Genomic DNA, 13,812 nt, shown 5'->3' on the forward strand with positions numbered 1-13,812 from the left:
TTCAAGATAGATATAAAAAAGAAATGGCTGACAATATCAGCCATTTCTTTTTTATTCTTCTACGACGTGAATATTTACAGTTGCTGTTACTTTTGGATGAACCTTAACGGGCACTTTTGTAACACCAAGGCTGCGAATAGGTTCATCAAGCTGAATCTTTTTCTTTTCTACTTTTAAATTCATATCCTTTAGCTTTTCAGCAATTTGCTTAGTGGATACCGCTCCAAAGAGACGGCCGCCTTCCCCGGCTTTTGCTTTGACTTCCACTTTGGCTGCTTCGAGCTTTTCCTTGAATTCTTTGGCTTTCTCTAGTTCTTCTTCTGCTTTTTTATTATCACTTTGCTTTTTTGCTTCAAGGTTTTTCATGTTTCCTTTTGTTGCTTCTACAGCCAGGTTGTTGGGAAACAAGTAGTTCCTTGCATATCCTTCAGAAACATTCTTCACTTCCCCTTTTTTGCCTTTCCCTTTGACTTCTTGTTGAAAAATCACCTTCATGTTTGTGTTCCCCCTTCTAAAAATTCATCTATTGCAAGTTCAAGCGCTTCTCTCGCTTCTTCAAGAGTCACATCTTCAAGCTGTGTGGCGGCATTGGTTAAATGACCGCCTCCGCCCATTGCTTCCATGATCACCTGAACATTGACATCACCTAAGGAGCGGGCACTTATACTGACTCTCTCATCCTCCCGCTTAGAAATGACGAAGGACGCCCGAACATTATTCATAGTTAGAAGTGTATCTGCAGCCTGAGCAATTAAAACCTGCCCAAAGGTATCTTCTTCAGATGACTTGGCAATGGCCAGACCCTCCCGGTAAATATATGCCTGTTCAATAAGCTTAGAGCGCTTCACATATTTATCTATATCTTCCTTTAAAAGCTGCTGAACAAGTGTCGTATCCGCCCCGTTTGCTTTCAAGAAAGATGCTGCATCAAAAGTCCTTGACCCGGTCCTGATTGCAAAGCTTTTTGTATCGACAATAATTCCTGCCAGCAGAGAAGTTGCTTCCAAGGTATCCATTTCCAGCTTATTTGGCTGGTATTCAAGAAGCTCAGTGACTAGTTCTGATGTAGAGGAAGCGTATGGCTCCATATACACAAGAACAGGGTCCTTTATAAACTCTTCCCCTCTTCTATGATGGTCAAGAACCACGACTCTTTCAACTGCTTCGACAATTCTCGGTTCAATTACCATAGATGGCTTGTGGGTATCCACGACAACGACAAGGGTATGGCGAGAAAGCTCATCCATTGCTTCCTCAGGAGTAATAAAATGAGCCCATAGATCCTCATGCTTTCCTACTTCCTCCATGAGCTTTTGGACGTCAGGATTAATATCCGAAGGATCAATTACAATATAGGCATCCTTATCGTTGACTTCTGCGATTTTCAAGACACCAATCGCCGCACCAATCGCATCCATGTCCGGATTTTTATGACCCATAATAATAATTTGGTCACTCTCAAGAACAAAATCCCTTAGCGCGTGAGAGATAACCCTGGCTCTCACACGGGTACGCTTTTCCATCGCATTGGATTTTCCGCCGTAAAACCGTACCTTCCCGTTTTGTTCTTTGATCGCCACTTGGTCGCCGCCTCGTCCTAAGGCCAGGTCTAAACTGGATTGGGCAAGTGCTCCGATTTCACGGAGAGAAGACTCCCCTGTACCAATTCCAATACTTAACGTAATGGAGACTTTTTCCTTTCCTGTAAGCTCTCTGACCTCATCTAATATATCAAAGCGTGTTTCTTCCACTTCATGAAGCGCCCGCTGATTAAATACGGCGATATACCGATCAGATGAAGTGCTTCTTAATAAAATTTCATGGCGGTTGGCCCAGTTATTCAAAGAAGACGTCACCTGACTCATTAATTTGCTGCGGATTTGATCTTCCATTCCCTGGGTTACCTCATCATAGTTATCAAGATATATAAGCCCAATGACGGTTTGTTCCTCGCTGTATAAACTTCTTGTCCTTACTGTTTCAGTCATATCAAAGAAGTAGAGGAGACGTTCCTCGGGTCGCGAGTACACGTGATAATGCCTGGTGCCTATATGGATTTGCTTTTCACTTTCTTTCTTTTTTATTAAGGGAATGAGCTCATCTGATATCTCATCTAAAGATTCCCCGAGAAATTCATTTGGAAAATAAGACATCATATAAGGATTCAACCACTGAATGGCATAATCCGGATTATATAACACCATGCCTATAGGCATTTCCGTGACAGCTTCTTCACCAGCTTTGTTTACTCTGTGGCTCAATGTAGAAATGTATTCTTCCAGATCTTTTTCAAAAGCTTTTCGCGCTTGTACCGTGAAAAACAGCAAAAGACCCAGAAGAAAAAAGCCCAGCAAACCAAGCTCCCACTGGTAAAGGGTAAGCAGCCCTATAAACACTGTGGCTACCGTAAACAGGGCAATAATATGATAGCCGTGCCACCGTTTCATCAAGAACTTAGGCATAAAGTCAACCCCTACTTCTTGTCAGTTTCAATCCTTTTTTTCAAGTTAAATCCTAAATCAATTATACCTAAGATTCGAATGAGATAAAGGATAAAAGGCAGGAAGATTCCCACGATCACTAAAAGAATTGGTAAAGCCTTAGACATTGATTTAGCATGTGTATAAGTAAACATCACAGTTATTCCTTGAATTGTCATGGCCAGCTCAAGAATAGGAAATATGTTTGCAACGACAATATACATGGATGTGCCTTCTTCCAGTCCAACAATTACCAGCACCGCCGCTACCAGATAATACCAAAGGAGCGAGCGAGGAAAATTCACCTCTCGAAAAGGAGGAAAAGGTTCAACTGGTTCTCTCAGCCTTCTTAAAATCACATGAGCAATCAACTGGGTAACAAGAGCGAACGTGATGCCAGTTAGAATCAATATAACCGGTATCAGATACTGCAGCTGATCAAGTGCCTCTCTCCAGACTGCCATTGCTTCCTCGTCCGTTTCCTGCCCCAAACCACCCAGCATATTTTCAGCCGTTTCCATGGACTGCCTCATCATTTCCTGAGAGGTTTGTACTACATTTATATCAAAAAGGACAATGCTTCCGATGTAAAGAAGCAGCAAACCAAAAATATAAGCAAGACTTCCACCTACTAACACAGCCAGCGCTTCTTTTTTCCTGCGTATCATTTCCCCTACTATGATCCCGCCTGCACCAAAGAAAAAGGTGAAAGGAAAACCAAACAATCCAGAAATGATGAAAGATAATAAGAAAGCTACTCCCCACATTACCAGTCCTGCTCCTACTCCATGTCTAACTACGTACACGATAAAGGGCAGGGGAAGAAACCATAAAACAATCATATTAATAACCGGCACCCAAAGGGCCATCAGCATAAGAACAATAAAAAGTCCTGTAAGTAAAGCCCCTTCTGTCAGAGCCTTTGTTCTCTGCATGGTTTCACCTCATTATGTTCTACAACTATACTTTGTTCATTATCATTACTGTTAAATAGTGTGTGAGATATTGGTAAATTCATTTGTCTATTTTATCCCATTCCAATCAAAAAAGAAAGGGAACAAGTAAAGGAAGAGGCAGTGCATGGACCCTATACCACGAAGACAACTGTGCAATATACCGTTTATGGACGGCTACAGGAACAGGAGGTAAAAGGAACCATGCATTGCTCTTATACACTGTAGACAAAAGAACAAAAAAAGCATAACAGACGTAAACCTGTTATGCTTTCCACTAATATTATTGCTCTTTTGCGTATGGTAGCAATGCAACTTGACGAGAGCGTTTGATTGCTTTAGTCAGTTGGCGTTGATACTTTGCGCAAGTTCCAGTTACTCGGCGAGGAAGAATTTTCCCTCTTTCAGAGATGAACTTCTTCAAAAGATCAACATCTTTGTAGTCGATTTTTTCGATTTTGTTCACCGTGAAGTAACACACTTTTCTACGCTTACCTCTGCGACGTGCCATGTATTTCGCCTCCTTTAATTTAGGTTTTATTTATATATACTATTCTTTATCTCGTGGTGGGAGGGTTACTAGAACGGTAAATCATCATCAGAAATATCGATGGGCTTTCCATCACTAGCAAACGGATCTTCATCAAGGTTCGAAGAGCCTTGTTTTCCTTGGCTGCCATAACCACCTTGAGCCGCGCCATACGACCCTTGTTGTCCGCCTCGAAAATCGTCACGTGCTCCTCCGGAAGCATTCTTAGGCTCTAAAAATTGCACATTCTCTGCTTGTACTTCTACCACATTTACACGACGACCTTCATTGTTTTCAAAGCTTCTGCTTTGCAAACGACCATCTATGCCGACCATACTTCCTTTTTTTAAGTAGTTGGCGACGTTTTCTGCTTGTTTTCTCCACGTTACGCAATTGAAGAAATCAGCATCCCGCTCTCCCTGCTGATTTGTAAACGGTCGATTTACAGCAATTCCAAAATTGGTCACTGCTACGCCGTTTGGTGTATATCTCAATTCAGGGTCACGGGTGAGACGCCCGACCAACACTACACGATTGATCATCGAATCCCCTCCCGGTTCCATTCATTAATCTTCGTCTTTAACTACTAAGTGACGGAGAATCTTGTCATCCATCTTTACAAGACGATCAAATTCATTAATCGCTTCAGTGTTAGAGTTAGCGTATACCACTACATAATAACCATCGCGATAATCATTGATCTCGTAAGCAAGACGGCGTTTTCCCATCTCGTCTACTTTCTCAATCTCTGCTCCATTGTTGGTAAGAACGTTGCTGTAACGGTCAACTGTTTCCTTTGTTCCGTTTTCATCAAGATCTGGAGCAATGATATAAAGAACTTCGTATTTGCGCATAATGCGTCACCTCCTTCTGGTCTTACGGCTCCGTAAAGGAGCAAGGAGAAAAAACGTACAAATCGTTTTCACTCGCAATTAGCAATTATAGCAGAGTCTTTCACCTTTGGCAATATCCCTTACACGTTAAAACGGAAATGAATCACGTCACCGTCTTTAACAATATATTCTTTGCCTTCAAGTCTTACTTTTCCTGCATCCTTGGCGGCTGCCATAGAGCCTCTTTCTACCAGGTCATCATAAGAAACTACTTCTGCCCTGATGAAGCCGCGCTCAAAGTCTGTATGAATCACTCCGGCTGCCTGAGGAGCCTTTGTGCCTTTACGGATCGTCCATGCTCGTACTTCCTGCTCTCCTGCTGTGAAATAGGTTTCCAGGCCAAGAAGCTGATAAGCTGCTTTGATGAGTTTGTCGAGGCCGGACTCTGAAATCCCAAGTTCCTGAAGAAATTCTTCCTTTTCTTCTCCATCGAGCTCAGCAATCTCAGATTCTATCTTTGCACAAACAGTAATTACTTCAGAGTTTTCTTTGGTTGCAAATTCCTTCACCTTTTGTAAATGTTCGTTATCCTCTTCGCTTAGAAGATCTTCTTCACTTACATTAGCGACATAAAGAACCGGCTTTTTCGTCAGAAGATGAAAACCGTGAACAAGCTTTTCTTCCTCTTCTGTAAGCTCGAGGCTGCGTGCCGGCATCTCTTGTTCAAACACTTCCTTAAGCTTCAATAGGACACTATATTCAGCCATTGCTTCTTTATCTTTTGACTTGGCCTGCTTTGCCACTTTTGTGAGCCGTTTTTCTACTGACTCAAGGTCCGCTAAAATTAACTCAAGGTTAATGACCTCGATATCACTGATTGGATCTACTCTTCCGGAAACATGAGTGATATCGCCATCTTCAAAGCAGCGGACAACGTGTGAAATAGCATCCACTTGGCGGATATGGGATAAGAACTGATTTCCAAGTCCCTCACCTTTACTGGCGCCTTCTACAATGCCCGCAATATCTGTAAATTCAAAAGCTGTCGGAACAGTCTTTTTTGGCTTCACAAGCTCAGTCAGCTTTTGAAGTCGCTCGTCAGGGACCTCTACGATCCCCACATTTGGGTCAATGGTACAAAACGGGTAGTTTGCTGATTCTGCTCCTGCCTGGGTAATAGCATTAAATAAAGTGGACTTTCCTACGTTTGGAAGACCTACTATCCCTGTTGTCAATGCCATGAAACGTCACTTCCTTTTTTCTCATAAAAATATTGCCCTCATTTCAATTTACTGAGAGCGTTAGAGCCGTTTATATATTTGCCAAAAAGGCCTTAACCTTTTGTAAATCCAGTTTTTTCACCTTTACAATTATAGAGAGATCAAGGGTAAAAAACAAGGTGGAGTTGCCAGTCATCGCAAAAGGATGATTTTTTCTTCAAACGAATAAGGTTATCCAAAGATGTTTCTACCTGATGATCCCGCAGTCAGCGACTTTTGCTTACGAGGAAGCTGAGGCGCTGACTGAGACATAGAAAACAACATACATGCGGTTGGCGTGAAGATTGAACGAACGTTGCACTTCTGCCTCAGCTCCTGCTTTTTTCCTATGCGTATCATGATTATAAAGAACAAGAAGTATTGCTTTTTACACACTAAAGAAATCAAACCAAACGCTTCCGACCCTCTTTTTTGGCATCGGAAGCGTTTGGTTATTCTTTGGCTTGGTTACCATCTTGTTGTAAATTTACTTCTAAAACAAAGCCTGCTCTTTTAGAGCCGTTATCACCAAGAGTCCTGAATACTACTCTTGGGTTTCAGCCCGTTCGATTATTTTTTTGATTTTTTTTCTAAATTCTCTTCTTGGCAGCATGACACTATGCCCACACCCCTGGCACTTAATCCGGATATCGGCTCCCATACGGATAACTTTCCACTTGTTTTCCCCGCATGGATGAGGTTTTTTCATTTCCACTACATCGTTTAATTGAAAAGGCTGATCCGCCAACTGATTCACCTCTTTCTACCTTCTTACTACACAGTTTCCTATTTGCTTTTCCTATTAGTTTACACTTGATTTACAAAGATAGCGACTTTCATACCTTGTAAAAAGAGCAAACAGCCCTTCCCTTATGTCAAATACCTCTCTCATGCCCTTTGGTGGTTTTTTCCTCCTATTACCCGGGAAATAGATTAGGTAGATAACAAGTACCTTTTGTCAATAAGCCTGTTTCGCCTACAGACTGTTCTTGCCTTGTAAAAAAGGGTAAAGAAGGACAGCTCCCAGCAAATATAAATTTAGTAACCCATATAAAGGATATAGGAACGCCACAAGATTAGAAAATCCAATGCTCGTCATCGGAATCATCAACATAAGAAACATAATCGACAGCACCCAGGCCGGCCATGGAAGCCAGCTTTTCACACGGCTCACTAACCCGAATATGCCGCTCGCTGCTGTGGTAAAGATGGCCATCCAAAGAAGAAAAGCCATAAACAGCAGCATGCCGTATGGGTACGCATTTAGTATGGCAAAAAGAGGAATTTCGTAAAGCATAATGTCGCTGGCAACTACAATTAATGATTGATTATAAAGGAAGGAGAGACCGCCAAGTATAAGACCGCTTCCTATGCTCGCTATCCAGATTTCTCCTTCATGCTTTATTTTGTTGCCTACAGCTGAAAGCACAGCAACTAAGGGAAGAATATTTAACGCTGTAAAGGTAAAGGCTGCAGGCCAGTTTCTTTGGCCTGGTTCTTCAAAAAACAAAGCATTCCCGCTTTCCCATTGAAAGACCACTAACGTAAAAAGAAGACTGGTAATCAAGATGGGAATTATCAATGAATTTACGCTTGTTAACCCATTTACGTCCCAAACAAACAATAATACTAGAAAGCTGCTGATAATAAGTACGCCCACCCAGTAAGGGATTTGGAAGGTTTGCATTGTGGCTCCGCCGCCGGCAACCATTACTCCGCTCGTTGTAAACAGGTACATGATAATCAATCCATCGTACAAAACGGTTACTTTCCGTCCCATTAACTTGTGCAGCACACCAACATAATCAGAGGACCCGCTTTGATAACTAATGTGAAGGATAATGAGACAGCTAGCACTAAACATAACTGTAAATAAAAGAATAGCCAGTCCGCTTTCATGGCCGAAAAATTCCCATAATTCTCGTCCTGATGCATATCCTGCGCCGATCATCGTACCAATAATTAAGCACATCCATTTTAGTCCGCCACTTACCATATATCGCTCCCTAAATCAGACTTTTACTTTCTCGCTGAGTATAGAAAAAAGAAAGCGTCCCTATAATGGGACTAGTATGACAAAGGAGAGACAAATATGATTGGTAAAAAAATTCGTTTTGGCCAGCCACCCTATTCCTTTCAAGTCCATATTGATGATGAGCAAGCGGTAGAACAGCTGACTCGAAGCTTAACCTCTCAATTAAAAGAGGTTCCGGCACACAGAGACATTGTGATCGTATGCATCGGCACAGACCGATCTACCGGTGACTCTCTTGGCCCTCTAGCGGGAACATTACTTTCCAAGAAAAGACGCCAGCGGCTTCATGTGTACGGCACATTGGCTGACCCGGTACACGCTCTTAACCTTGAGAGTGTGCTTGAACAAATAGCTGTCACCCACGATTCACCTTTTATTATAGCTGTGGATGCCTGCTTGGGCCGCATGAAAAATGTGGGGAAAATTAATGTTGCTGAAGGTCCAGTACATCCTGGTTCTGCTATGAAAAAGAAGCTCCCAGCTGTAGGTGACATGCACATTACCGCCATTGTAAATGTCAGCGGAATGATGGAATATTTTGTTCTGCAAAATACAAGGCTCCACACTGTAATGTCCATGGCCGAACATATTGCCGAAAGTTTGCGTAAAACGGACCTGCGTCTCCGTGATCGCACTGTTGAACCAGCTCCCGCTCCCACAAAGACTACAAAGAGCTTCTTTCCTTCCCCGTCCCTGGAAGTACAGCCTATTAGAAAATCATAAAAAAGATAAGAGACAGGAGCCAAAGATTCAAAGAAAACCCGAACCACTGTAATAAATGGTCCGGGTTTTCACTCTTTAGCCATTCACTAAGACCCCGGGTGTCAGTAACACCCTTTGCTTTACTAGCACAAGGGCGATACCTGTGCAGGCTCCTTTCCCTTCCATTCACGATCCTTTTCCATTGTCCTGAACATACCCTCAGCCTCCTGTGATGGTGGTGAGCAGGATTTCTGTCTCTCCCTTTTTACAGAGCCACTTTCTAAAAGAGAAGATCAACATAATAAACAACGGAGACTAACCCGCCTGTTACTAGAATGGCAGGAAGAAGGTTGGCAATCCTCATATCAAGAATCCCCGCAAGTTTTAAGCCAATGGCAAGAATCATAACTCCACCGGTGGCAGTCATTTCTACAATAAACATGTCCAACAGCTCACTGGGCAGCAGACGATCAATTTGTCCGGCAAGCAGAGCAATGCTTCCTTGATAAAGGACAACCGGGACAAATGAAAAGATTACTCCAATGCCTAAAGTGGTGGTAAATAACAAAGCTGAAAAGCCGTCTAAGAGAGCTTTTGTATACAATACGCTGTGGTCGTTTCTTAAGCCGCTGTCGAGAGCTCCTAATACAGCCATGGCTCCTACTACATAGATAAGGGTTGTGGTAACAAAGGCCTTTGCGATTTGTCCTTCTCCGTCTTTTGCACCGGTCTTTCGCTCCAGCCATTGTCCCAGATGGTTGAGGTGATCCTCTATCTGCAGCCTTTCTCCAATCCAGCCTCCGATCACCAGGCTTCCAATTACAATTAAAAACTGTTCGCTTTGCATCCCCATTTGAATTCCCAATACCATCACTGCCAAGGCGATGGCCTGCATGATCGTTGTTTTCACTCGTTCAGGAATCCGTTTAAAACCCAGTCCCAGTAAAGAGCCAATAATAATAGCTAATCCATTTACAATAGTACCTAGTAGAATCATTTCATTAACTCCTAATAAAGATGCACAATCTGGTTACAGTAAAAATCCATCCCTTATTTCTTCTAATGCAATAAGTAATTCCTCTGCTTCTTTTTTTGTATTATAAGGACCAAAGCTGACCCGAATTAAACCGCAGTCTGAAGTTTCCAGCTGCTGGTGAAGGAGAGGACTGCAGTGAACACCGCCACGTACAGCAATGTTGTAATGAGAATCGAGCACAGCTGCAATTTCCTGAGAATCAACTCCATCAAGGAGAAAAGAAAGCACCCCAAGCCGTTCCTTCCCTAGCTCCGGTCCAAATGCTTTGTATTCGGGCATTTTTTTCAGGTCCTGTAATACAAACTCTGCCAAGGATTTCTCATGCTCATAGATTGCTTTTTCTCCCAGCCTCTCAACTTCCTTTAACCCTCCATACCACCCGGCAATACCCGGTGTATTTAAAGTGCCTCCCTCATAAGTAAAAGGCAGCTTATCAGGCATGTCCTCCTCTGATGAAAATAATCCTGTTCCGCCGTGAATCAGCGGATCAATTTGTACTTTTTTACTGAGTAACAGGGCTCCTACCCCCTGCGGGCCAAGCAGCCCTTTGTGAGCAGGGATCGCCGCTAAATCAATGGAAAGCTTATTCATTGAAAGAGGAATAACTCCGGCTGTTTGAGAAGCATCCACTATCCATGTTAGGTTTTTTTCTTTGACCAGCATATCTATGTTACTCAAATCCACTATTGTTCCAGTCACATTTGACCCATGGGTCGTTACAATAGCTTTTGTATTCTCCGTTATGCTGTTCTCCAGGGCAGAAATAGAAATCTTTCCATTTAAATCAGCTTCAATGTAAGTAATCTTTACTCCATACTCTCTTTTTAAAAACTCAAGGGGCCTTCGAACAGCATTGTGTTCAAAAGCTGTACTGATTACATGATCTCCATGCTCCCAGTTCAGCCCTTTTATGGCCATATTTAAAGACATGGTAGCTCCCTGAGTGAAAATAACATATTCAGCCGAAGGGGCCTCAAACATACGAGCCAGCAGCTTCCTCGTATCTGAAATTTTTTCTGCAGCTTTCCGAGACAACTCGTGACCACTTCTGCCTGGATTGGCTCCGTAATCCATTACAGCTGAAGCCATTTCTTTCGCTACCATCTCAGGTTTTGGGTAGGAAGAAGCGGCATGGTCTAAATAAATCATAAATATTTCCTCCTCATTCTTTGGCGATGCCGGAGATGGCTCTCCTGTAAACAGTTTTCTACAAAGAAGAAGCCATCATGCTGATGGCTTCGAGACCGTAAAGGCTTTTTATTAAGCTTCCTCACTCTCCATTAATTGAAGAATCCTTTCAAGGTCATCTTCAGAGAAAAATTCAATTTCAATTTTCCCCCTTTTTTTACCTTTTTTAATCGAAACCGAGGTGCCAAAATAAGTACGAAGTTCCTCTTCCTTTGCTTTAATAAAGACCGAGGGCTTCCCTTCATTCTTTTTCTTCGTTCCACGTGAAACATCTTCATTGATTCGCTGTACAAGCTCCTCTGTCTGCCGGACGCTTAACTTGTCCTTTAATACTTTTTCCGCTGCTTTTGTTATCTCTTTTTCTTCCTTGAGACCAAGCAGAGTCCGTCCGTGCCCCATGGATAGTTCTTTCTCTCCTATCATTTGCTGAACCTTAGCCGGGAGCTGGAGAAGACGAAGATGATTTGCAATATGAGGCCTGCTTTTGCCCAGACGCTTGGAAAGCTGTTCTTGAGTCACCTCTAGGTAATTCATTAGCTTTTCATAAGCGTATGCCTCTTCAAGAGGGTTTAAATTTTCCCGCTGTAAATTTTCAATAAGAGCGATTTCCATCATTTTTTCATCTGATAGGTCCTTAACGATAGCAGGCACTCTATCCAGCTTGGCTGCTTGTGCCGCCCGAAATCGTCTTTCACCTACGACAATTTCGTACCCTTTAATGCTCTTTCTGACAATCAAAGGCTGAAGAATCCCGTTTCTTTCAATTGAAATTCTTAGCTCTTCAATTGCCTCCTTAGAAAAAACTTTCCTAGGCTGATAAGGATTTGGGCGCAAATCCTTTACTCTTACTTCTTGAACTCCATCTTCCTGACTAGTGAGTTCTTCTGGAAAAAATGCACTCAATCCTTTTCCAAGCCCTTTACCCAACGGAAACCACTTCCTTTGCTAATTCTAAATACACTTCCGCCCCTCTGGATTTCGCATCATAGATGATAATGGGCTTTCCATGGCTGGGTGCTTCCCCCAGCCTGACGTTACGAGGAACAATGGCTTGGAATACTTTTTCCCTGAAATACTTCTTTACTTCTTCGATGACTTGCAGGCCCAAGTTTGTCCTGGCATCAAGCATAGTAAGTAAAACCCCTTGAATCATTAAATCTGTGTTTAAATGTTTTTGAACAAGCCTTATCGTGTTTAATAACTGGCTTAAGCCTTCTAACGCATAATACTCACATTGAACGGGGATCAGAACTGAATCCGAGGCTGTTAAGGCATTTAAGGTTAACAACCCTAAAGATGGGGGACAGTCTATAATCATGTAATCATACTCACTCTGCACGTCAGAAAGAGCCTTTTTTAAGCGGATTTCTCTTGAGATTGTCGGTACTAGCTCAATCTCTGCTCCTGATAATTGAATCGTTGCAGGAACGACGTCAAGGTTTTCAACTGAAGAAGGACGAATCACATCTCTAATATCCATGTCTTCCACCAGTAGATTATATACACACTCGTCTACATCGCCTTTACCTATGCCAGCCCCGCTTGTTGCATTTCCTTGTGGATCTATATCTATGAGAAGAACTTTTTTTCCTATGTAAGCTAGACAGGCACTTAAGTTCACAGCAGTCGTGGTTTTCCCCACTCCGCCTTTCTGGTTAGCAACCGAAATTACCTTTGCCACAGGCTCACCAACTTTCTCTCCCCTGACTTCTTTCTATCAAAAACAACATTGAAAAATACTGGTTTTATTTTATCATGTTTCCCGGGAAATTTTGTTTTCATTTTCGTGTCATTCTCTCTGGGAACAGTCTTCAAAGCTTCCCAGAAAAAAATCTACCATGTCTCCATGATAGATTATTTTTTAGGAATACGAATGGTGAATTGGTAGAAGTCTTCATTTTCCTCTTCATCTGTATCTATGTGTAAGCCGCTTTTTTCTACCATGTCGACAGATTGACGGATCGTATTCATAGCCACTCTCATATCTTTAGGGTAATGCTTTCGTTTGGCCTTTTTCTTTGGTACTTCCTCCAGCATCTTTTTGATACGTTCTTCCGTCTGCTTTACATTCAGTTCTTTTTCTAAGATTTCTGAAAGAAGCTTTGATTGTTTTTCTTCATCTTTTAAAGCAAGGAGGGCTCTTGCATGCCGTTCAGTAATGAGTCTATTCATTAATGCATCTTGAACAGACTCAGGAAGGTGAAGCAGACGAAGCTTATTCGCAACAGTTGATTGGCCTTTTCCTAAACGCTGGGCAAGACTTTCCTGAGTTAAATTATGGATTTGTAAGAGCTTATCATAAGCCAAGGCTTCCTCAATCGCTGTCAGGCCTTCTCTTTGAAGATTCTCAATTAACGCTAATGAGGCCGTTTGAGCATCATTATAATCCTTAATTAAAGCCGGGATTTCCTCCCAGCCTAAGCTTTTAACAGCCCGGAGACGGCGTTCACCTGCAATGAGTTCAAAGCGGCCATTTCTCACCCTTACAACGATCGGCTGTAAGACTCCGTGAGTCCGGATGGTCTGAGCCAATTCTTTTATTTTTTCATCCTGGAATACAGTCCGGGGTTGATAAGGGTTAGGTATAATGTCCTCTACTGGAAGATTTTTCACTTCTTCCTGCTGGATCTCTTCCAAGCTTTCTATTTCATTTTCTTCTTTGCCTTCATGCTGATCGCCGAGGCCAAACAACCGTTGAAGCGATTGCTTCATTGCCTGACACCACCTTATTGGAGCTACAATCTATTTACTTTCTTCAAAAAAAGAGAGAATCCTTCCTTGCTGAAACATATTTTTA

The 13,812-nt window shown here is 42.3% G+C and carries 15 protein-coding genes; 1 reads left to right on the forward strand and 14 read right to left on the reverse strand.

Annotation, left to right across the window (positions count from 1 at the left end):
• Positions 1-51: 51 nt before the first annotated feature.
• From rplI to CEF17_RS16490, 9 genes are all read right to left on the reverse strand, one after another.
• A complete protein-coding gene (gene rplI, locus CEF17_RS16450; RefSeq protein WP_054636260.1) occupies positions 52-495 on the reverse strand; it encodes a 50S ribosomal protein L9 in 444 nt (147 codons plus the stop codon).
• Positions 492-2,462: a DHH family phosphoesterase gene (locus CEF17_RS16455; RefSeq protein ID WP_100400484.1), complete on the reverse strand. Its 1,971-nt coding sequence runs from the start codon at positions 2,460-2,462 to the stop codon at positions 492-494. The genes rplI and CEF17_RS16455 overlap by 4 nt, the downstream gene beginning before the upstream one ends.
• 11 nt (positions 2,463-2,473) lie before the next feature.
• Positions 2,474-3,415, reverse strand: a complete 942-nt coding sequence (locus tag CEF17_RS16460) for a YybS family protein (RefSeq protein WP_054636259.1) — start codon at positions 3,413-3,415, stop codon at positions 2,474-2,476.
• Between the two features lie 301 nt (positions 3,416-3,716).
• Positions 3,717-3,944, reverse strand: coding sequence for a 30S ribosomal protein S18 (gene rpsR / locus CEF17_RS16465; protein WP_054636258.1), 228 nt, complete (start codon positions 3,942-3,944; stop codon positions 3,717-3,719).
• A 68-nt stretch (positions 3,945-4,012) separates the two neighbouring features.
• The gene (gene ssb, locus CEF17_RS16470) at positions 4,013-4,504 is read right to left on the reverse strand and encodes a single-stranded DNA-binding protein (RefSeq protein WP_054636257.1); all 492 of its coding nucleotides are present in this window, start codon (positions 4,502-4,504) and stop codon (positions 4,013-4,015) included.
• Between the two features lie 24 nt (positions 4,505-4,528).
• Positions 4,529-4,816 carry a 30S ribosomal protein S6 gene (gene rpsF / locus CEF17_RS16475; protein WP_100400485.1) on the reverse strand — a complete coding sequence of 96 codons (288 nt, stop codon included), beginning with the start codon at positions 4,814-4,816 and terminating at the stop codon, positions 4,529-4,531.
• A 119-nt stretch (positions 4,817-4,935) separates the two neighbouring features.
• Positions 4,936-6,036 carry a redox-regulated ATPase YchF gene (gene ychF / locus CEF17_RS16480; protein ID WP_100400486.1) on the reverse strand — a complete coding sequence of 367 codons (1,101 nt, stop codon included), beginning with the start codon at positions 6,034-6,036 and terminating at the stop codon, positions 4,936-4,938.
• Between the two features lie 562 nt (positions 6,037-6,598).
• Positions 6,599-6,802 carry a DUF951 domain-containing protein gene (locus CEF17_RS16485; protein ID WP_100400487.1) on the reverse strand — a complete coding sequence of 68 codons (204 nt, stop codon included), beginning with the start codon at positions 6,800-6,802 and terminating at the stop codon, positions 6,599-6,601.
• 228 nt (positions 6,803-7,030) lie between these two features.
• Positions 7,031-8,050, reverse strand: a complete 1,020-nt coding sequence (locus CEF17_RS16490; protein ID WP_100400488.1) for a YkvI family membrane protein — start codon at positions 8,048-8,050, stop codon at positions 7,031-7,033.
• Between the two features lie 96 nt (positions 8,051-8,146).
• Between CEF17_RS16490 and yyaC the strand changes: the two genes are divergently transcribed.
• On the forward strand, positions 8,147-8,812 hold the full coding sequence (gene yyaC / locus CEF17_RS16495; RefSeq protein WP_100400489.1) for a spore protease YyaC: 666 nt from the start codon (positions 8,147-8,149) through the stop codon (positions 8,810-8,812).
• Positions 8,813-9,071: 259 nt separating this feature from the next.
• On the opposite strand, the gene CEF17_RS16505 is transcribed toward yyaC, so the two are convergent.
• The 5 genes from CEF17_RS16505 to noc form a co-directional block, all read right to left on the reverse strand.
• Positions 9,072-9,788 carry a DUF554 domain-containing protein gene (locus CEF17_RS16505; protein WP_100400491.1) on the reverse strand — a complete coding sequence of 239 codons (717 nt, stop codon included), beginning with the start codon at positions 9,786-9,788 and terminating at the stop codon, positions 9,072-9,074.
• A gap of 33 nt (positions 9,789-9,821) precedes the next feature.
• On the reverse strand, positions 9,822-10,976 hold the full coding sequence (locus CEF17_RS16510; RefSeq protein ID WP_100400492.1) for an aminotransferase class V-fold PLP-dependent enzyme: 1,155 nt from the start codon (positions 10,974-10,976) through the stop codon (positions 9,822-9,824).
• A 111-nt stretch (positions 10,977-11,087) separates the two neighbouring features.
• A complete protein-coding gene (locus tag CEF17_RS16515) occupies positions 11,088-11,942 on the reverse strand; it encodes a ParB/RepB/Spo0J family partition protein (RefSeq protein ID WP_100400493.1) in 855 nt (284 codons plus the stop codon).
• Entirely contained in the window at positions 11,935-12,696 is a 762-nt protein-coding gene (locus CEF17_RS16520) for a ParA family protein (protein ID WP_100400494.1), read from the reverse strand. The genes CEF17_RS16515 and CEF17_RS16520 overlap by 8 nt, the downstream gene beginning before the upstream one ends.
• Positions 12,697-12,869: 173 nt before the next feature.
• Complete coding sequence (noc, locus tag CEF17_RS16525; protein WP_100400495.1) at positions 12,870-13,727, reverse strand: nucleoid occlusion protein; 858 nt, start codon at positions 13,725-13,727, stop codon at positions 12,870-12,872.
• Positions 13,728-13,812 lie beyond the last annotated feature (85 nt).

It is taken from the genome of Bacillus sp. FJAT-44742 (assembly GCF_002797315.1).
Lineage (GTDB): Bacteria > Bacillota > Bacilli > Bacillales > Marinococcaceae > Thalassorhabdus > Thalassorhabdus alkalitolerans.